The organism is Halorubrum miltondacostae, from assembly GCF_041379815.1.
Classification (GTDB): Archaea; Halobacteriota; Halobacteria; order Halobacteriales; family Haloferacaceae; genus Halorubrum; species Halorubrum miltondacostae.
The window spans coordinates 91,573-112,080 of the sequence record NZ_JBEDNY010000009.1; the positions used below are offsets into that span (position 1 = coordinate 91,573).

Annotated in this window: 18 protein-coding genes and 1 pseudogene; 9 read left to right on the forward strand and 10 right to left on the reverse strand. The window is 51.0% G+C overall.

The window, feature by feature from the left end:
• The 5 genes and pseudogenes from ABNG04_RS17680 to ABNG04_RS17700 all read right to left on the reverse strand — a co-directional run.
• Entirely contained in the window at positions 1-861 is an 861-nt protein-coding gene (locus ABNG04_RS17680) for a hypothetical protein (RefSeq protein ID WP_371163626.1), read from the reverse strand.
• A complete protein-coding gene (locus ABNG04_RS17685) occupies positions 858-2,591 on the reverse strand; it encodes a DUF8186 domain-containing protein (RefSeq protein WP_371163627.1) in 1,734 nt (577 codons plus the stop codon). Before ABNG04_RS17685 ends, ABNG04_RS17680 begins: the two co-directional genes overlap by 4 nt.
• 23 nt (positions 2,592-2,614) lie before the next feature.
• On the reverse strand, positions 2,615-3,034 hold the full coding sequence (locus ABNG04_RS17690) for a DUF7985 family protein (RefSeq protein ID WP_371163628.1): 420 nt from the start codon (positions 3,032-3,034) through the stop codon (positions 2,615-2,617).
• 6 nt (positions 3,035-3,040) lie between these two features.
• Positions 3,041-3,319: a hypothetical protein gene (locus ABNG04_RS17695; protein WP_371163629.1), complete on the reverse strand. Its 279-nt coding sequence runs from the start codon at positions 3,317-3,319 to the stop codon at positions 3,041-3,043.
• 156 nt (positions 3,320-3,475) lie between these two features.
• A pseudogene (locus ABNG04_RS17700) lies at positions 3,476-3,604 on the reverse strand (glycosyltransferase family 1 protein); the annotation flags it as partial.
• 211 nt (positions 3,605-3,815) lie between these two features.
• Here ABNG04_RS17700 and ABNG04_RS17705 point away from each other — a divergent pair.
• Positions 3,816-3,965 carry a hypothetical protein gene (locus ABNG04_RS17705; protein WP_371163630.1) on the forward strand — a complete coding sequence of 50 codons (150 nt, stop codon included), beginning with the start codon at positions 3,816-3,818 and terminating at the stop codon, positions 3,963-3,965.
• 358 nt (positions 3,966-4,323) lie between these two features.
• Here ABNG04_RS17705 and ABNG04_RS17710 read toward each other — a convergent pair whose 3' ends face one another.
• The 3 genes from ABNG04_RS17710 to ABNG04_RS17720 form a co-directional block, all read right to left on the reverse strand.
• Positions 4,324-4,698: a hypothetical protein gene (locus ABNG04_RS17710; RefSeq protein WP_371163631.1), complete on the reverse strand. Its 375-nt coding sequence runs from the start codon at positions 4,696-4,698 to the stop codon at positions 4,324-4,326.
• Positions 4,699-4,976: 278 nt separating this feature from the next.
• Positions 4,977-5,837: a sugar phosphate nucleotidyltransferase gene (locus tag ABNG04_RS17715; RefSeq protein WP_371163632.1), complete on the reverse strand. Its 861-nt coding sequence runs from the start codon at positions 5,835-5,837 to the stop codon at positions 4,977-4,979.
• 296 nt (positions 5,838-6,133) lie between these two features.
• Positions 6,134-6,463: a hypothetical protein gene (locus tag ABNG04_RS17720; RefSeq protein WP_371163633.1), complete on the reverse strand. Its 330-nt coding sequence runs from the start codon at positions 6,461-6,463 to the stop codon at positions 6,134-6,136.
• Positions 6,464-6,558: 95 nt separating this feature from the next.
• Here ABNG04_RS17720 and ABNG04_RS17725 point away from each other — a divergent pair, with 95 nt between their 5' ends.
• From ABNG04_RS17725 to ABNG04_RS17760, 8 genes are all read left to right on the forward strand, one after another.
• The gene (locus tag ABNG04_RS17725) at positions 6,559-7,383 is read left to right on the forward strand and encodes an IS5 family transposase (RefSeq protein WP_371163634.1); all 825 of its coding nucleotides are present in this window, start codon (positions 6,559-6,561) and stop codon (positions 7,381-7,383) included.
• 208 nt (positions 7,384-7,591) lie between these two features.
• On the forward strand, positions 7,592-8,557 hold the full coding sequence (locus ABNG04_RS17730) for a glycosyltransferase family 2 protein (RefSeq protein ID WP_371163635.1): 966 nt from the start codon (positions 7,592-7,594) through the stop codon (positions 8,555-8,557).
• A 144-nt stretch (positions 8,558-8,701) separates the two neighbouring features.
• Positions 8,702-9,808 (forward strand): non-hydrolyzing UDP-N-acetylglucosamine 2-epimerase, encoded by a 1,107-nt coding sequence (wecB, locus tag ABNG04_RS17735; RefSeq protein ID WP_371163636.1) that lies wholly within the window; start codon positions 8,702-8,704, stop codon positions 9,806-9,808.
• Entirely contained in the window at positions 9,805-11,091 is a 1,287-nt protein-coding gene (locus tag ABNG04_RS17740; protein WP_371163637.1) for a nucleotide sugar dehydrogenase, read from the forward strand. The genes wecB and ABNG04_RS17740 overlap by 4 nt, the downstream gene beginning before the upstream one ends.
• 3 nt (positions 11,092-11,094) lie before the next feature.
• Positions 11,095-12,312: a glycosyltransferase family 4 protein gene (locus tag ABNG04_RS17745; RefSeq protein ID WP_371163638.1), complete on the forward strand. Its 1,218-nt coding sequence runs from the start codon at positions 11,095-11,097 to the stop codon at positions 12,310-12,312.
• Positions 12,305-14,173: a heparinase II/III domain-containing protein gene (locus ABNG04_RS17750; protein WP_371163639.1), complete on the forward strand. Its 1,869-nt coding sequence runs from the start codon at positions 12,305-12,307 to the stop codon at positions 14,171-14,173. Before ABNG04_RS17745 ends, ABNG04_RS17750 begins: the two co-directional genes overlap by 8 nt.
• A gap of 176 nt (positions 14,174-14,349) precedes the next feature.
• Positions 14,350-16,392, forward strand: coding sequence for a bi-domain-containing oxidoreductase (locus ABNG04_RS17755; RefSeq protein ID WP_371163640.1), 2,043 nt, complete (start codon positions 14,350-14,352; stop codon positions 16,390-16,392).
• 8 nt (positions 16,393-16,400) lie between these two features.
• A complete protein-coding gene (locus tag ABNG04_RS17760; protein WP_371163641.1) occupies positions 16,401-17,771 on the forward strand; it encodes a phenylacetate--CoA ligase family protein in 1,371 nt (456 codons plus the stop codon).
• 3 nt (positions 17,772-17,774) lie between these two features.
• Here ABNG04_RS17760 and ABNG04_RS17765 read toward each other — a convergent pair whose 3' ends face one another.
• Both ABNG04_RS17765 and ABNG04_RS17770 read right to left on the reverse strand, forming a co-directional pair.
• Positions 17,775-18,905, reverse strand: a complete 1,131-nt coding sequence (locus tag ABNG04_RS17765; protein ID WP_371163642.1) for a CapA family protein — start codon at positions 18,903-18,905, stop codon at positions 17,775-17,777.
• A gap of 7 nt (positions 18,906-18,912) precedes the next feature.
• Positions 18,913-20,061: a glycosyltransferase family 4 protein gene (locus tag ABNG04_RS17770; RefSeq protein ID WP_371163643.1), complete on the reverse strand. Its 1,149-nt coding sequence runs from the start codon at positions 20,059-20,061 to the stop codon at positions 18,913-18,915.
• Between the last annotated feature and the right edge of the window lie 447 nt (positions 20,062-20,508).

A 20,508-nucleotide genomic window follows, 5' to 3' on the forward strand; every position in this document is an offset into this window, starting at 1 on the left:
TTAGTCCTCACTAATTGTGATCTCACAATTATCGAACTCTTCTGACGCGGAGTAGTGGATACTGTAAGGATTGGAAACTCGGTTAGCCCCTACTCGTGTTTCTAGAATGACTTCGAAGCTTCCGGTTTGTTCCTCGCTCTCACACGAAGTCCCCTCACCTCGAACGAACGCAAACGGTGAACGGTAACTGTACAGTGTAAGCTGCTCTCCCGGTTCTATGACTACCTCGTCAACTTCTGTATCCTTTTCTGGGTCGTATATACCACTAACATCGTTGTTTTCATCATAGTTCGTCCCTTCCTCATCCGAGGGATATGGAACATCACCAATAAATAGAAGTTGCGTAATCGCATCCGGGCCATTACCTTGGTTTTCGACAGATACGAAGGCCTCTTTTGAGATTTTGTCACTCGAGCTATCCCACATCTCTTCAGGCTGATTCTTCCCGATCCCCATCTCCACGATGCTAAGATCCGGCTGAACCGAAAGAGCGGACTCTTGCACAGTCTCTTCGCCCTCTAACGCGAGAACACGATACTCCCCTGGTGCGTAGGAGGTCCCAATCTCGAAAGAAACCTGCTGTACTCCTGTTGCTACGTCACGCTGACCGAACTGTTCTCCATCCGGCTGGACGAGGTTGACTTGGCTAATTTCGGTATCTTCCGAGAGCTCCACCACGATCGCTGTCCCATCGACTGCAACACGCTGAAGTGGACCTTGGTCATTCTGGGATGGAGACCCATTACTGGGTGTTCCGGAGTTCCCATTTGTATTCATACACCCAGCAATGGTTGTGAGTGCGGCGCCGGCGACTGTTCGGAGGGCGGTTCGCCTACTGATGGGTGGGGTATCTCGTTTCATGAATTGCGTTGGAAGATGTCTTCTGGGCCGAGCATCCGGAGGAGGCGCTTGCCAGCGTAGAACATCACGAAGAACGGCAGGAGCTGCCAGCCGACCTCGAACACCAGTGCAAACCAGCCGTCGATCGTCCCGAGTGGGTGCCAGCGGGCCGTTGCAGTATCGCTCACGTACGCCGGGTCGTGACCGAGCCACGAGCCCGGGTGGTACCGAGCCGTGTAGATGCCCGGTTCGTCGATAGTCATGATCGCCACGCCTGAAGCGTTGGTCTCGACGCGCTGATCCGCGACCGTGATGTACCCGTTTCGGGTGGTACCGCCGATTGGATACTGACGGCTATCGTCGAGCGCGATCGGCGCACCAGTTTGATTGTCCCGCAGTTCGACCCTGAGCGTCGCTTGCGACTGATTCTGTTGGATGACCTCGACAGTGAGATTACTGCGGCGGAGCTGTCGCTCGGACCCGGCAGCCGGCTCGACGATTGACGCATTCACGCCCCGGACGATGCCCGCAACGTGCAGCGCCTCTCGATCGACGTTCTCGGCTCGAACGGCGACGCCGTACGTCGTCGTGTACGACTGGTTGACGATGTCGATATTGATGTTCTCACCGATGGTCCCGACTGGTGACGGGCGGTCAGTCCCCCAGGTCTCGATGAGTTCCGGCCCGTCTCGAACCGGCTCGGCACGCGGCCCGATCCGCGAGGGATAGGCGTGGACGTACACCGGAATCGCGTCTGACTGGACGGTGGCGCTATCCGTGCGATTCGACCGAACGAGCGTGTCCCAGTTGGTGTTCCGAGCGGTGTAGAACCGCCAGATGCCACGGACCCGTGCCTCACCGTCCTCCGTGAGCGTGTACCCCTGCCATGGCCGCGACTGGAAGATCGCCACGCCGGCATCGCCGTTCGGATACTCGGCGTAGTAGGGGTACGCCGAGAGGTCGTAGATCTCGACGGCGATTGAATCGGAGACGTTGCGTGATTCCGTCTGATAGGTAACGTCGACGTCCGTCCGGTCACCCAGGTCGGTTCTGACGGTCTTCTTCAGCCGGACGTGAATCTCTGCTTCCAGCGTGAGATTTGCACTCCAGTCGTCCTCGATCTGGTAGTCGAGGGCAGGCGTATGGGCCCCGTCACGCTCGGCGATGGTCTCGCCGTTTTTCTTCAACCGGACTTCTTCGATCTCGTGCTCCGTGAGCGACCACGAGATAGTCGTGTTGCCGGAGGAACTCCCGTTGGGGACGCGAACGCGGTAATCAACGAACCCGCGCATCGTCCCATTCGGTGCGATGTACAGTGGGGTTTCACCGGACTCGAGGTGGCCACGAGTGGAGGGCTGGACCGCGAAGATCGTTGCGTGAGCATCTTCAATGAAGACGCCATCCTCGAGGTCTGCGTGCGGTGGATGCACGGACGTATCTGGGCCGCCGGCGTCGAGGTCCTCGAAGTCGTTCCGCGTCCACGTCGCCGCAGTCGCCGGCGGCCGTTTGAACGTAATGTCCGTCCCGTTCGCGACTTGGTGGACAGCGGAGCGGTTCTCGCCGTACTGCTGGCGGTACTCCGCTTGCGTGATGTAGTTGTCCGCATCACGTGACCACAGCGTTGCCGACTCGTTTTCCGTGAGCCCGTTTTCTTCCGTTCCTGGTCGTGGCGGGTCAGCGGCGACGATACCCGTGACGAGGCTCGTCGCGAGCAAGCCGGCTATGAGCACGGAGAGCTGTCGGTGGATCATCGGGCTCGTGTCGGGATTGCGGCTCACCACGGTGTGAGATCGACGCACTGCGCTAGTGGGAGACCCATCATCGACCCGGCGACTGTGTACAACGGGCCGAGGACGACGAGGACGACCGCAGACTTTATCGCCGAGCGCTTGTGGCGCTTGAGACCCTTCTTTTGTTCTGGACCGATTGTGAACATCTCGATGAGGGAATCGGCCTGCCAGACGATGGCGAGACCGACGATCCCCAGCGCAGTAGTCAGCTGGAAGAATCCCTCAATCATGCTTGGGAGGTTATCTGCGCTACAGACTGCGTTGTCCTGGGCGGCTACTGGCTCCACAGCGACGAGGCTGAGGAGGATGATGTTGAGCGCTGCCTGTCGAGGGATTGTGCCCGTTAGTATCGATTCGCGGTCGGTGCCACGTTCAGAGTCGGAGGGTATCTGGTCCTGTGACATTGCGGGTTACTCATCTGCGGTATCTCCAGCTGGTGGTTGGTCCTGTTGGTCGTCCACGAGTGACCGGAGATCTGCAAAGCAGTTGGTGTTCTCAGCAATCTCGTCAAGTGTGTAGCCCTGCGAGCGAGCCTGCTTGAGGAGATAACGGAGTTCGTCAGGATCGACGTCGCGAACGTCCATCTCCTCACGGAGAGCACGGCGATAAAGGGCAGAGGCGTTGAGGTGGTCGTTCCACGTCAAGTACAAGTCGTGAATCGCCTCGATTGTTACTGATCTCGTAATCATCTGTGTGTGGACTTGGGTACGTGTATTGGCGCATATCGGCGAAGTTTCCGGGGAAATAAAATATGAATCGGTAGTTAACTGGGTTTAATCTGACTTTATCGCAATTAAAATTGTTCAAATATCGGAACATCTATCTGGTGTGACAAACTTCCAACTGAGCGTCTCCGTGAGCGCGTCCACCGTCGGCGCGACCAGAAAGCCGGCGTCGGCGATCACCTCGTTCGCCGCCGATTTCGGGTGATCGGCCGCGATAACGGTACACTTCGCGGCCATCGCTCTGAGGAAGTTTGTTGTGTAAAGACGAACAGTATGAGTGGCTGACTGAACTCAAAGACAAGCGCGGGTACACGTGGAAGGGGCTCATGGTAGAGGGTGCGAAGACACTCGACACCGACGGAATGCAGTAGTTGGACAGAAGGCCAAGTGTCGCATTCCTCACCGTCCCAAGGGGCGCGGGATTTCCTGCTTGAAGACTGATCGGCAGGTGTTCCCGGGAGTGAAAGGCGACCAGTACCGCCGCCGGAACGTCAAGTTGGAAGTCGAAAAGTGGATCGACGAGGAACTTGCCGAGGATATCGAGGTACTCGCTGAGCATCACCCGGCGCTCCTTCAGCAACTCCGGGACGTCGTTTGTGAGGCTGAGTAACGGGCCGTCGATCTAGAATAATTCGGATGTCTCTGTCTCTGTGCCGTCGTCTTGCTCTGGCGCTCACAACGGGATGGCTGCCTACCACTCACCAGTGGCTGCGGCCTGATAGGCAGCAAGCGTCTCCTCGGCGACGCGAAGATATGCCCTGTATGTGGGAGCACGTCCTAGAAGTCGTCAAGGAACCCTTGCCACTCCACACGAGTGACGTGAGTGAATACATTTGTTTGGTCTTACAACGCGTTGGGCGTTAACTCGGTAGTACCGATCCCGAGGATGAGACCGGGGTTCACAACGATTTGATTCACCGTCTTCAACAGCGGGTCAGAATTTTTTCAAGCATTCAAGAGACTATTTGTCAGGCACCAAACAGTGAATCGACGACAGACTGTCGAATGCGCATCAGCACCAAAAGCGAGACGATGAGATTCAGTACCACGAGTCCGATCGTTGTAATCAGGAGTTCTTCTGTCGTGGGACCAACGAAAACCCACAGCACCGAGAGAGTGAGAAGATCCACGAGGAAGAGTGCGGAAACGGTCAGGAAGCCCGTCCGAAATATCCGCCACTGATCGTCGAAATCAACACTCCCGATCAGCTGTTCTGTCTCCGACTGGTCCTGTGAGTCCGGCTCTCTAGGTTGCCTTGGGAGCAACCGAAGTCGGATGAGCGTGCGGTGGAGCCACAACCCTACTCTCTTTGTGAGTGATTTCGAACCGGTATCATCGGCCATGATTTAGATTCATCGTCTGTATTTATATAAGCTGTCTACGAGGTTCCTAGGTCGTACCCACCGACGTACCCGTGGGGCGTCGACTCAGAACGCCGATCGAAGATACCGGTCGCGGTGAAGATGTTGTATTATTTGTCTCAGTCCGGATGTTGGTATCTATCGACGTGGTGATGCCGACTTTCGCGCTATGTCGACGATCGCTCCGGCCCGGACCGTGGTGTTGGCCTTGACTGTCACGTTGTCGCCGACGAGCCCGCCGAAGGGGACGTCGTGGTACACTATATCGTTGAGCGTGACGGTGGTCGTGCCGCCGGCGTAGTGGTGTTCGCGTCGATCGTCGCGTTCGGGTGGACGGTGGAGCCCGCAGCGAGCAGGGCGTCGTCGGCGACCACCGCCGACGGCGCGACCGTGGCCGTTTCGTGGGGGCCGGTCCGGGTGTTCGCGAGGATCGCGCGGTTGACCGCGAGGAGGTCCCACGGTTCGGAGACGTCGAGCCACCGGCCTCGATACCGGACGACGCGGACCGGTCGGGTCGCAACCAGCTCGGAGAGGGTGGCGGTGAGCGCGTGTTCGCCGTGGTGGTCGGTCTCGCGGAGCGCGGCGAAGATCTCGGGCGGCAACGCGTAGACGCCCGCGTTGATGTACTCGGAGGCGACCCGGTCGGGATGGGGCGATTCCTCGATTCCCACGAGTTCGTCGTCGGCAAAGTCGACGACACCATATTTGTGCGGGTGGTCGGCGCGGGTGATCGCGACGGTCGGATCACCGGTCTGGCGGTGGCGCTCCCAGACAGCGTCGATCGCGGCGGCGTCGACGATGCGATCGCCGTTGAGGACGACGACCGAGTCCCCGACGTGCGATTCGGCTTGGCGGAGGGCGTGGCCGGTCCCGAGCTGCGGCTCCTGGGTGACGTAGGAGATGTCGAGCGCTCTGTCGCGACCGTCTTCGAAGTAGCTCTGGACGCGTTCGCGGTTCGAGCCGACGACGAGTATTACCTCAGTCACGGGCGTCGCCTCGAGTTCTGTGACGATGTGATCGAGGATGGGACGGTTCTCGACGGGGAGCATCGGCTTGGGTCGATTCTCTGTGAGCGGCCACAGGCGACGGCCCTTCCCGGCAGCGGGGATGACAGCCTTCATGATTCAGATGTATATGGAGGCGGCCTTAGCAGTTTGGTGGGTGAGGAAGACTCGTGAGAAGGTGGGTTCTTGGGCCTTGTAGTCACAGAGATACGGTCTGTGATTTCAGCGGTACCGCATTGCTTCGGGTGTGGTGCCAACCTTGCCGCAGCTAGTATCCAATTCCCTTCCGGTGATATTATTGAAGCGCATCAAATTACCAGATTCGATATCTGGTCCCTAGAGTATATTGTACACTCCTTTTTGGAGTGCTATATGAGCAGGTTCCCAGACTACCTCGATTATTCAAAAACCTCTCACTTTCTTTTTGAACTCGGTAGCTTGATGACCACGCTGTTTGTGCTCCTCTTTGTCGTCTCAGCGATCGCGATTGGAATCAGTTTCTGGATTGGATCTGTGTCGCAACTTGGCCTCTTCGCAGCCGGTATGTCCGGGTTGCTTACGTTGTTCGGTGTGGGTATTCTGTATTTCAGTGCGAACGTTGAGCAGTAGATATCTGAGGGATTCAACATCGCACACAGTTCAAAAACCACGTAATCCGGGTTACCGCCCGACCCGATTAGGCGACAGTTAGGCTGATACTCAAACGGGTGGCGAACCGTTGGTGTTGCCGGCTCGTGACTCATCACACGAGACTGTACAATTCTGCTCTGTTGAAGAGCGATCTTATCAGCCGATATCACGGGTTTAGAAGGGTGAAGCCGAGGAAATCGAACCTGACATGGAAATCGATATCCTCGACTTCATCGAGCAGTGTCGTCACCTAGCTAAACAAGCGTTGGGGAAGCATGCGGGCGAGCCCGCCAGCGGCGGGTTCGCCCGCTGGGTTCATGTCGTTCTCCACTGTTTTCGGGTCGAAGAGACCCACAGCTACCGTGAAACGCCGAATCGGCTGAAGTACATGGACGAAGTTCGTGACGCTCTCGACTTAGCTCGGGACGACCTCCCTGATCACACGACGATCTACAAGTCGTTTGATCGGCTGAAAATGTGGGTGTGGCGGGCGCTGCTGCGCGTTTCCGCGCAGCAGCACCCGCAGTCTGGCCACGCCGCTCTCGACAGCACGTTCTTCGATCGCCGACGTGCGTCGTCGTACTTTCGTCAGCGGGCAGGACGGACGATACAGACGCTGAAAGTGACGACATTGACTGATGTGGAATCGCTTGCTGTTCTTGATGTTCACATCGCAGTTCGGTGGAAGCATGATACGAAGACCGGACCGCAGGTCGTCCGCCGAAACGCGGACGACCTGCAGTCCGTCGCCGCCGACAACGGCTTCCAAGACTGGCACACTGAGTACGAAATCGCCGCATATGACGTTGAGTACCTTGTTCATTACCGCGGCTCGTCAGCGAACGCAGCCGCGAACAACGCGCTCAACCGAGCAAACGGCTACTCTCAGCGGTGGATGGCCGAAACATCGTATTCGACAACGAAGCGCTCGCTCGGCGATGCCGTGCGAGCGCTTGGCTGGTATCGGCAGTTCCGTGAAATCGTCTTGATGTTCGCCATCACTAACATAGAACCGCTGTGCGAGCCGCTGTAACCGTGACTCAGCATCTATTCAACACAGCATACAATTCCGGAACTAAAGGCGCTGTCTAGCGGATTATGGAATGATTTCTTAGCGGATCGGGCTGGTGGGAACAGCGTAACACTTATTCTAACATAGATTTATTTTCCTTCAAATACCTCATGTCACGGAGAAGAACGGCGAGGCGGGAATTCAATACACTCCGTACGAGGGGCGCATAATGGCGACTCACGCACCACCGGGTGTGGATGATGAGGGACAGGCAACGTCCGAGCAAGAACATCTCGATGCCGTGTCCGACACGGTGGTCGCCGGGATTCCGACGTACAACGAGGAGATCGCGATCGGCAGCGTCGTCTCGAGGGCACAGCAGTACGCAGACGAGGTCGTCGTCGTCGACGACGGAAGCACCGACAACACGGTCCAGATCGCGCGATCCGTCGGAGCGACCGTGATCGAACACGAGGAAAACAAGGGCAAGGGCGGCGCGATTCGGACGCTGCTACAGTATTCCAACAATGCCGATGGCGTTGACAGCCTCGTCGTCCTCGACGGTGACGGTCAGCACCTCCCTGAGGATATTCCGGACGTTGTAGAACCTGTCCTCGAAGGCGACTGCGACATCTCGATCGGCAGCCGGTACGTCGACCAGGAGGAGACTGAAACGCCGCTCCATCGGCGGGTTGGGCAGCGCGTGCTCGATTACCTGACGTTGGGTTCGTCCGGGGAGAACTTGAGCGACACGCAGAGCGGATTCCGGGCGTTCTCGCCGGAGGCGGCCTCGCGGTTAAGCCTCCGGACGGACGGGATGGGCGTCGAAAGCGAAATGATCAGCGAGGCGGCAGACCGGGAGCTCGATCTAGTGGAGGTGCCGATCGACGTCCGGTACGAGGGCGTCGACGGCCAGACGCACAACCCGTTCAAGCACGGGCTGAGTGTGGCCATGTTCGTGACGAAACTGATCCGGGATCGGCACCCGTTGTTGTTCTTCGGGGTGCCGGCGGTGGTCCTTCTCGGGTTCGGAGGCGGATTATTGCTCCACACGGCGTACCTCTACCAGACGACTGCGGCATTCCACCAGTGGCGTGCGCTGATTAGTGGGTTTTCAGTGTTGACAGGAGTTCTCTGTCTGTTCAGCGCGCTCGTCTTGAGCCAGGTGCGGAATATGGTCACTCATATACAATAATTTGACAACAACATTATATATGGAATATTACAAACCAGTCACCGACAACACTCGATTCCGGTGTATTGTGGAACAAAAAGCGATTAAACCGATCAGTATTGACCGAAGAGAAAATACAACCACTGAACCGATGGGTCACAGTATATGAATAGTGAAACAGATGTGATTATTGTACTGGGAACCCGCCCCGAGATTATCAAACTCTCACCGGTAATCCAGGCTTGTGAACGCCGTGAGATTGATTACTCGATTATTCACACCGGCCAGCATTACTCTGACTCGCTCGATAGCGTATTCTTTGAGCAGCTCGAGTTGCCGACGCCAGAGCATCACCTCGGCGTTGGCTCCGGCACGCATGGTGAGCAGACCGCAGATATGCTAGTGGGCGTCGAGCAGATTATTTGCGAAGAAGAACCAGAGGTTGTACTCGTTCAAGGTGACACGAATTCGGTACTTGCTGGAGCACTGGCGACAAGCAAGCTGGATATCAAACTCGGCCACGTTGAGGCAGGTCTGCGTAGTTTCGATCGAGAAATGCCTGAAGAAACGAATCGGGTTGTGACAGACCACGTGGCAGACTATCTATTTGCGCCGACTGAGAAGAGCAAGGAGTCTCTGCTTGAAGAAGGAATTTCGGAGGCGCAGATTACCGTGACAGGAAATACTGTTGTGGATGCGCTGTACCGGAACCGCGAGCTCGCAGAGCAGAAGAGCACTGTGCTTGATGATCTAGGACTCGTGGAAGGAGAGTTCTTCCTCATGACTGCCCATCGGGCTGAGAATGTCGACGATGAGGAAAGATTTGATAACCTCCTAGCTGGTGTGAGTAACGCAGCGAAACAGTATGGTTCCGAGGTTGTCTATCCGATACATCCTCGGGCAGAGTCCAGTTTAGGAGAGTTTGACATAACGGTTCCAGACAATATACGTCTCGTCGAACCACAGGACTATCTCGACTTCCTCAGGTTAGAGTCGGCTGCGAAGCTAATTCTGACGGATTCAGGTGGAGTTCAAGAGGAAGCGTGTGTCGTTGGCGTTCCCTGTGTAACCATGCGGGACTCGACCGAACGACCAGAAACGGTTACTGTCGGTGCCAATCGACTTTCCGGCGTCGATCCGGAGAATATCATGACTAGCGTAATATCGATGCTCGAAGCAAACGAAACTTGGGAGAATCCGTTCGGAGATGGTAGCGCTGGACAACGAATACTCGACGAGGTAGTACAGACTGGCCAAAAGGTGAACCTATGAGTACCGTCTGCGTCCACGGCCTCGGGTATATCGGCCTCCCGACGGCGGCGATGTTGGCCAACTACGACCACAAGGTGTACGGCTATGATGCCGATCCCGAGGTGACCGAACAGCTAGGCAACGGTGAGATCCACATTGATGAACCAGGACTCCGCGCGTTCGTGACTCAGGCGATCAACTCCGGACAATTGGAGATTACCAACGAAGTGGTTTCGGCGAAGTACCACATTATCTGTGTTCCAACACCGTTCGATGAGAAAGAAAAGGAAGCAGACCTTGGGTACATTGAAAAAGCGGGCGAAGCTATCGTTCCGGTGCTTCGGGAGGGGGATACAGTTATACTTGAATCTACGGTTCCGCCAGGGACGACGGTTGAGGTTCTACAGCCAATTCTTGAGTCCTCTGACCACTCTGCTGGTGCAGACTTCGCTCTCGTTCACTGTCCGGAGACTGTTCTTCCAGGGAATATTATCAACGAACTACAGCAGAACAACCGGATTATCGGGGGTGTAAATGGTGTATCGACGCAGGCCGCAGTCCGTTTGTACGATTCATTTGTTGAAGGGCGAATTCGGACGACTTCGGACGCGACCACGGCAGAGTTTGTAAAACTCATCCAGAACACGTTCCGCGATACGAACATCGCACTGGCGAACGAGATCGCCCGACTGTCGCGGGATTACGGAATCGATTCCAGGGAGGCAATCGACTTGGCGAACGAACATCCACGTGTGGATATCCTCCAACCGGGCCCGGGGGTAGGAGGTCACTGTTTACCTATTGATCCCTGGTTCCTCGGACAGAACTCCGATGAACTGGACCTGATCGCAAACGCTCGGAAGGTAAACGATGGGATGATCGGGTACATCGTCGATATTCTCCGAGACGAACTAGGAACATTGAACGGCAAGAAGGTCGCAATCCTTGGGGTGGCATATAAAGGAAATGTTGGTGATACGCGGATGAGTCCTGGGCTTGAGCTGGCACGACAATTACAAGGAACTACAAACGAACCCGTTACCATTGCTGATGGAGGGGAGATGGACGTTGATGTCTCGATTCACGACCCTCAGGTAACCGATAGTACGCTGAATTTAGAATCGCTCGAGGCTGTGATTTCAGATGCTGATGCCGTCGTCCTCATGACTGATCACGATGAATTTGAGGACATCGAACCGTCGACTCTTATACATTCGATGGGAGATCCGATTATGGTTGATACTAAGGGAATGTTGGATGTCGATGAGTGGAACAATTCCGTCGTTAATCTCATTCGAATCTAATTAATGGAGACAGAGAACGCCCACGTCGTCGTCGTCTCCCAACACTATCCTCCCGACAAGTCCGGAAACGCCTCACGGATTAGCGATACCTGTACACACCTCAGCGACAAAGGATGGGACGTGACCGTCTTAGCACCGCCGCCAGCGTTCCCTCATGGAGAGTTCAACCGGTCGTGGAAACGAAAGTCAGTCTCTGAAGACGGTGGGGTGGTAGTCCAACGACTCTGGGCTTGGCAGCCGACGGATGAGGATCCGGGATTTCTCAGTCGGATGGCGTACTACCTGCTATTCCCGATACATGCCCTCCTTTGGTTGCTGTTCAATCACGATGAGTACGACGCGATTATTACGTCTGCACCACCGATTTTCACGGGACTCGCTGGTCTACCTTTTGGAGTGCTTGGGTGGAAGCCTTGGATCGTCGACGTACGCGATCTCTGGATCGACGCGTCAATCGGCCTCGGGTTCATCAGCGAAGGTGGGCTACTTGAGCGTGTGAGTCGTGTTTATGAGCGGTTCGTACTCCAAACTGCTGACCGTGTGTCAGTCACTACGAACGTTCTCGGTGATCGGTTGACAGATCTGTATGCTGTCGACTCTGAGAAGGTGGTTCACCTTCCGAACGGTGTCAACACGGACGAATTTCAGCCGAGCGACGAACCGAAGGAGCCTGTCATTGTTTACACGGGTAATGTTGGACACGCACAGGATCTCGAGGCCTGTGTGAAAGCGATGGCAAAGGTGGACCACCCTGACGCCGTCCTTCAAATCGTCGGTGATGGCGATTTGAGGGGATCACTTGAAGAGCTAGCCGTGGAGATTGATGTCGAAGATAAGGTTGAATTCACTGGACTCGTCTCACGAGAGGAAATTCCTGAGATCTTATCAAAGAGCATGATCGGAGTTGCCCCACTGAAGCAGGACGATACTCTCGAGTACGCCATACCCACAAAAGCTTACGAGTACATGTCGTGTGAACTCCCGGTTATCGCAACCGGAGTCGGAGAGATTGAGGAGCTAATGGCTGAATCAAGCGGTGGACTGTACGTTGGCAACGATGCTTCGGAGATCGCGGATACTATTGAGATGTTGCTTACGGATACATCTCAACGCGAAATACTCGGTCAGCAGGGACGGGAACATATGATAGACCACTACGATCGAGAGGTTGTTGCTGGGAGACTGAGCAACACTCTTAGAGAGATCACACTAAATGAGTGAGGAAAGTACTGACTTTGAGGACATGTCCGAATTTTCACAGTCCTCGGCATCTGAAAGTCGGATCTCATTTTTCGCAAACCCGAATAACTGGCCACTGTTCTATCACACGGCACGGAACATGAAAACACAACAGCTAGCAGGGATCGCAGAGCGAAAGATCCGACAGGCCGTCGTTCCACGTTTACCAATCGACTTCGATAAGAGATACGAGCAGCAAATTCCTGAGAATTTATCACCGCATTTCGGTCCGATCCGAGAGAATTCAAAGAAACTTCGCCAAAGCCTGTCCGAGACAGAACGTGAAGAGAACCGGTCACTAGCTGCTGATGCAGCCGACGGACGGTTTACGTTCTTAAATCGACCGATCGACTTCGGCGATGAGATCAATTGGAATCACGAGAAGATGGATGAATACCCATTGCTCTGGCGATTGAAGCTCCAGTCGTTAGAACATCTTGAGTGGCTTTTCTTAGGCTATGATGATCCCGAGGATGCTCGTTCGCTTAACCATTCGTTTGAACGCTGGTTTCTCTCTTGGTCAAAAGAGAACCCAATAGGAGAGGAGAAGTATCTTCGACGTTCATGGATTCCGCATTCTGTCTCACTACGTGTTCTGAATCTCTGTCGGTATGCGGCTTGGTGTGAGAAGGATGAGGCTTCTACACCTTCTACTGCGCTCTATCGGGCAATTTACAAGAATGCTCTTTTTCTTGAACATCATATTGAGTATGAAGTTGGGGGTAACCATCTCATCGAGAACGCGATCGCATTAATTGTTGCTGGCGTCGTTTTTCGGCAGGAACGTCCAGAGTGGAAAAATATTGGGCTACAAATTTTAGAGCAGGCAGGTAACTCGCAATTTCTTGAGGATGGAGGTCACTTCGAACGAAGTCCAATGTACCATGTGATGGTCCTCCAAAGATATATCACTGCCTCTGATATTCTCCGCGATTCAGGACACGAACTCAATAGACTTCATCAGGTGACTCAGGACGCACTTGGGTTCCTTTATAAACTTTCCTGTAGTTTAGATGACATACCTCTGTTGAATGATTCTGTTTACGGAGAACAATTGCCGGCATCTACTTGTCTTGAGTACGGCCATAGGTGTTCGTTTACGCCTAACTCGGTGGATTTAGACGTCCCGGAAGGGTCTGGATACAGAATCCTGGAGAACGATATTGGAACGCTCATATTCGATGTCGGTGAAATAGGGCCTCCTCACCTTCCGGCCCATTCACACAATGATCAGCTGAGTATTATTCTGTGGGTGGATGACCAGCCCATCCTCACTGATACCGGTGTGTACGATTATGCCCCAAATGCCAGACGGCAGTACTCACGGAGCGTCAAAGCTCACAATACTGCCCAATTTGACACAGTTGAACCCATACAAACAGGTGGACGGTATTTAATGGGAAAACGGAATGCTCCAATAGTGGTTGATCAAGATACTACCTCTATTGCTGCAGAATTCACTCGTGATGATCTTTTGAAAAAAAGATACACACACCGGCGAAGAATCACAACTTTCAATTCCGGTTGGGAGGTTTCAGATATCATAAGCGGAGATCTCAGACAACCAGTTACGGTACGATTTCATTTTGCACCGGGATGTGAAATCGAAAGCCATTCACAGGGATTCAGTATCTATCCAAAAACAGGTTCATCAATTTCATTTCAGTTCTCGGGTACAGAATCAGCTACTGTCTCACAAAGTCGAATTTTCGAGTATTTTGGTCAGGAATCCCAGCGCCCAGTTATAGAAGCAAAAGGGTCTATTGAAAACGAGATTGTGACAGAAATTAGCATCAAATCTGACGAGACTGAGACGTTTAGAAAACCAGAAGATATTGGTTAACCGAGAGATAAAAAACGATAGCTAACTCCCATGATAACGATTCTGAAAGACTATCCACACTACGAGTTATGAAACAGTTAATTCAGAATTTTAAGGACGGCGATCTTCGGATCGAGGAAGTTCCACGACCAGAAGTGAAGCCAAACGGTATTCTAGTCCAAAATTACTACTCTTCCGTGAGCGCAGGTACAGAAGAGGCAGTCATCAAACTCGCCAAGAAGAACCTGGTTGGAAAGGCCCGCGAGCGTCCCGATCTTGCGAAGAAGGTCTTTGAGAAGGCTAAGAATGATGGCTTGGTTCCAACGTATCGTGCAGTTATGGGCCGTCTGGAGTCGCCCTCTCCACTTGGCTACAGCTGTTGTGGCCGAGTCATAGAAGTTGGTGAAAATGTCGAATCCTTCTCTGAAGGAGATATGGTTGCTTGTGGCGGGGCGGGATATGCAAACCATGCAGAGGTCGTATATGTGCCAGAGAATCTTGCTACACCCCTTCCTGATGGTGTCCATCCTGAGGACGGAGCGTTTGCCACGATTGGGGCAATTGCGATGCAGGGCGTTCGTCGAGCAGATATCTCTCCTGGAGAGAACGTTGCGGTAATCGGTCTCGGACTTATCGGTCTTCTCACTACCCAAATTCTGAATGCGTATGGCTCTCCTGTCCTTGGAATTGATATCGACCCCACGCAAGTAAAAAAAGGACTTGACTGCGGTCTCGATCAAGGGGTTACTATTGATGACGGTGTCGAACAGACCGCTCAATCGTTCTCTGATGGCCATGGCGTTGACGCTGTTATTATTACCGCGTCAACAGATAGCGATCAGCCTATCGAAATGGCGGGAGAAATCGTCCGTGAACAGGGCCGAATTTCTGCTGTTGGGCAGGTCGGAATGGACGTTCCTCGTAACCTGTACTACGAAAAAGAGCTGGATCTGAGGATCTCTCGTTCCTATGGTCCCGGTCGATACGACCAAACCTATGAGGAGAAAGGTCTGAGCTATCCGATCGAATACGTCCGGTGGACTGAGAACCGAAACATGAAGGAATTTCTCCGGCTCATCGCTGATGGACGCATATCGCTGGATTCAATTCGGACTCATTCGTTTGATTTCTCTGAGGCCTTAGATGCGTATGATCTAATCCTCGATAATCCAAATGACGAGGACTTCACCGGTGTCCTCCTTGAGTACGACACGGATATCCCACACAGCCAAAAAGTTTCGTTAGGTAGTACACGCCAGAAACAGCAAGTAGAGGGATCTGTGGTACGTGCTGGGTTAATTGGAGGTGGAAACTTTGCACGAACGACGATATTACCGGCACTCTCGGATATCTCGTCGGTTGAGCTCCGGGCAGTAGCTACCGCAACCGGGAAGACAGCTTCGAGTATCGGGAAGGATCATTCCTGTGAGTACGTAACGACTGACTACCACGATCTGTTGGATGATCCTGAGATTGATCTTGTGGTCATCGCCACACGAAACCATCTTCATGCTGAGATGGCTGAGGATGCTCTCAATCAAGGCAAGCACGTATTCGTTGAAAAGCCGCTTGCACTTACCGAATCAGAATTACACGACGTACTTAGTGCAGAGCAACAGTCCGATGGTCGGCTCATGGTCGGGTTCAATCGTCGGTTCTCCCATCTATCTGAGGAACTGAAGGCAGAGCTTGGAGACCAGCAATCGCCTGTGATGATAAACTATCGTGTCAATGCGGAATCTGTCCCGGGAGATCATTGGATTCACGATATCGAGCAAGGAGGCGGGCGCATCCGCAGTGAGGTCTGCCACTTTATCGACTTCGCTCAGTTCGTTACTGGGTCTCCACCATCGAGAGTGTACGCAAGTGGTCTTTCTCCTGACGGCAATATCACTGCTCACGAAAATGCGAACATCATCGTCGATTTCGAGGATGGAAGCTCAGCCGTTGTCCAGTATACTGCAATCGGTGATTCTTCTCTTCCCAAGGAGCGTATCGAGGTCTTCGGCGCCGGAAAATCACAGCTCATCAATAACTTCAAACATGGGCTCTTTGGTGCTCGACAGGATAAGGGACATACTACGGAATACCGTGCATTTATCGATACGATTCGAGACGGGTCCCCGAATCCGATTTCGATTGAAGAAATTGCAAGTTCTTCCTTGGCGACCCTTCGTATTCATAACTCGATGTCGAAGAATCAACCTATATCTGTTGATTTAGGGTCATTGGGTGAGTAATCTCGAGTATGCTCTATAATTGGATACACGATCTTTTCAGAAAATCACCGGACAGTTTACGGAAACTAGTCACAGCCATCCCAATTCGATACCGACTCGGTGGAGACGATTTCTCGTCGGAATGGCAACTACTACAGCGTTCAGAGCAATGGGGAGAGCATCGACTTAAACAGTTACAACGAGATCGTCTTTCAGATTTACTTCAGCACGCTGTTGATAATGTACCATACTACTCTGATATCGAACTGTTCCACGATAATCCATTCGACAACCTTCAGGAATTTCCAATTATAACAAAAAAAGATATACAAGAGAACAGAGAATTATTCCAAGCAGTAAACATTCCGGATCATAAAACCCACGAGGTAACCACAGGGGGTACAAGCGGTAACCCGTTCCGGTTCAGGTTGGATAACTCCGTATACGGACGAGAGTGGGCATTCATCATGACAGGATGGAAACGAGTCGGATATTCTCCCGGAGACAAGATGGTTTCGTTCCGTGGGGTTGAATTTCCTGACGCTGACAAAGGCGTTTACTGGCAATTCAACCCGTTCTATAACTCATATGAGATGTCTCCATTCCATATGAATGACGCTACGCTCCCTCGATATATCGAAAAGATCCAGAGCGAATCACCGAGGTATATTCATGGATATCCATCTGCGATTACAACCCTCGCAAGCTATGTCAAGCAGAATGATATCACAATTCCTTCTGTACAAGCAATATTTGCCGCATCTGAGAATATCTACGATCACCAACGAAAACTGATGGAGGATGTATTTGACGTACGCGTCTTTTCTCACTACGGTCTCAGCGAGAAGGCAATTCTGGCAGCTGAATGTGAACAAAATACTACTTATCACGTCTATCCACAATACTGCGTCCCAGAAGTCGTAGACAGCACCGGTGAACCCGTCTCACATGGTGAGACGGGGGAGATATTAGGAACAAGCCTCCTGAACTATTCAATGCCCTTTATTCGATATCAGACTGGTGATATGGGATCACTCTCACCAGACACTTGTGAATGTGGGCGAGCCTACCCGATATTTCAAGAGGTTACGGGGAAGAATGAGAAAGAACTCCCCGTGGTGAAAGATGATGGAACTACATTCCCGCTCCATTCTCTTTACTATACGATGCACGGGGACACTCTAGAAAACGTGTACTCTGTCCAGTTCTACCAAGAACAGCCCGGAGAGATAGAGATCAGGGTAGAGGTTACGAGTACTTTTGATGATGTGGATAAGCAACGGATTCTCGAGGATGTTCGGCGGAAATGTGGAAATCAAATTAACGCTACTTTAGTTAAGGGGGTAGAATTAACAGATTCTGGGAAACAAAAACTATTTATTCGAAATATAGATAGTTAATACCTAATCATAGAGTAGATCTCGGATATAGCCTAAGGCTGATCTCACAGTAAAAGGCATGAATAACCAGACCAATAATTCTAGAGCATGGGCAAGCCCGAATTTCCGAATTCTCTCTCTATATGATTTAATATTGTCTTTCAGGTATGTACCACCAATATTCCTAAACCACCATGGGTAGTCATACTCTTTCCCACCCGACAAATTTGCTGAATAGTTTTCCATATCTTTAGATAATTGGATCGTGTCATTAGAATCATGGATAATATTAGGTTTTGAATTCAGTATGCGAACTGGAATAAGATCAAACTCATTATAACCGCTTTTGTCTAAACATATATTTACTATCACCGATCGATCATCGGGGCTCTTTGATATATCTGGATTAAATTGAAAATTTCCCAACGAATAGCAAATCAGCCCATTATTGTATTCCTCAATTCCTTGTAATATATGGGGGTGATGTCCTAGAATGACGTCAGCCCCATGATCGATCAGGGAACGGGCAAACTCTACCTGCCACGGTGATGGATATCGGACGTTCTCTACCCCCCAATGGAGCGAGATAACAGACAAATCACACTCTTCATCTATCTTCTCTGTCATATCATGGACCACATCTTCATTTATTGTATTAATTTCAGATATAGCGTGATTACGCTGTAGAACGTTTGTACGTCCAGTGATAAAGCGTTTATTCTGTATAATTGTGTCTAATATATCCTTTTTTGGAAGCCGCCCAAACCCAGTACTTTCTGTAAACCCGGCGAAACCGATATCAACACCATCAATCTCAAATTTATTATACTTTTTTGAACTACTTCCCCCGATATATTCAATATCGCAATCTGATAAATTTGATACCGTATCTTCAAGACCCGGAATTCCCTTATCAAGGATGTGATTATTTGCAATATTAACTAGGTCAATGCCAGATTGTGATAAATATTGAAGATTGGTTGGATCTGAGTCCAATATTACAGATTTCTCTGGGCTCGATTCCTTTCGATTTGAAATAACTGTCTCTAAATTTGCAATGGATATATCCGATTCCAAAAAAATCTCTTGGACCTCTTGGAAGGGATAGGATTCGGTTCTTAACGATACATCGCCAACAGCTGAAATACGGACCATAATTTACTTATTCCTTGTGTACGATATCTTGATATAGATTTTCAAGTTGTCCTGAAACATCAGACCAAGAATATTCCTCTTGGATCACCTCCTTTGACCTTCGCTTCATCTTTCTCAATAATTCATCATCTCTTTGTAACTTTAATAACGCATCAATAAGAGCCTCGGTATCTGGTTCTATGATTAATCCAGCATCATAGTCACCTAAGAAATTGACGTTGCAAGCAGTCGATGCAATAGTTGGTGTCCCGAATGAGGCTGCTTCTAAGATTGTGGTAGGAAAACCTTCTCCATAGAGAGATGGAAGTATAAGAACATCAGAATTCACGTATAACTTTCTTTTTTTCTCTTCAGAAATAAAACCAAGATATTCGATATTATTATTGCTATTCATATTCGACATTTTCATTTTCATCTGTTTAAGATAGCCATCGTCGGGCCCTGCAATTTTCAGATTAATATTTTTCAACTGTGATACGGCATCAAGTAGGATATCTATACCCTTGCGTTCACTAATCCTTCCAATATATAATAGCTCTAAATGGTCTCTTTCGTGCAATCTGACTTCACCTTTTAGACTCGTTTCCTCTACCCTTACCCCATTCGGAACAATGTTTATTCGGCAATTTTTTATTCCCCATTTCTGGAACGCATTTGCCTCATCTTCATTCAATGCTAGCATAGAAGCAGCTTCTGAAACAATTTTTCTACCCAACGGTAAATCAAATCCATATTTTAAATATTTATTACCACGATCATACGGGAGCGACCCATGTTCATGGATGACGTAAGGAACTCCAGTCTTATTCGCATAATAGAATACAATAGCAGCTAGTGATGAACGGTGCTCATGAATATGAATGATATCAAACTCATCAATATTTGCTCTTATGATTGATGGTAACGCAGATGGGGTTGTAATTCTGAAATTATTGGCCATATAATCTGACCTATTTTCAAAATATCTGGTTTTTATGCCATCTACATTAATGAGATCATCTCTACGTGTGTCTTGAGGAATATACTTGTCTGTCGTATATACTGAAACCGTGTGACCTCGCTCCTGAAGGGCTCTAGAGACTTCATAACAATATCTGGCTACTCCCCCCGATTGCCAAGCAGGCTTAAAATATTTGGAAACTTGTAGTATGTCCATAGATCCATCTATCACCTCTGCTCAGATATTAATGACTCGGTTGGCCCATCCTATAACACAATGTGAGAATTTATTTGTACTACAATAATTACGACTCTATAACTATGATTCCAGATTATTACAACTCATCAATTATTCGTACCCCCTTGCTAATATCGGCATTAGAGGGGCTTTATTATCTGTGTTCCATTCAGTAGTGAATGAATTTTAGATCTCCGATATTGCTCGGGAAACGTACAAAAACTAGGTTTAACAGAAACGCCACATCCCAATTATCTGGACCATTTGTTTTTGGCTTTACTACAAAACAACTCGCCCACCACTATCTAGGAAAATCATATCTGACTGTTTCATCTAACGGAAAATAAAACATCATCTAGATCTCCAGCTGTAGGGCCCAATCTACTATTCAGGTTGATGGTGGTGAATCAATTTTAGGATCTGTAT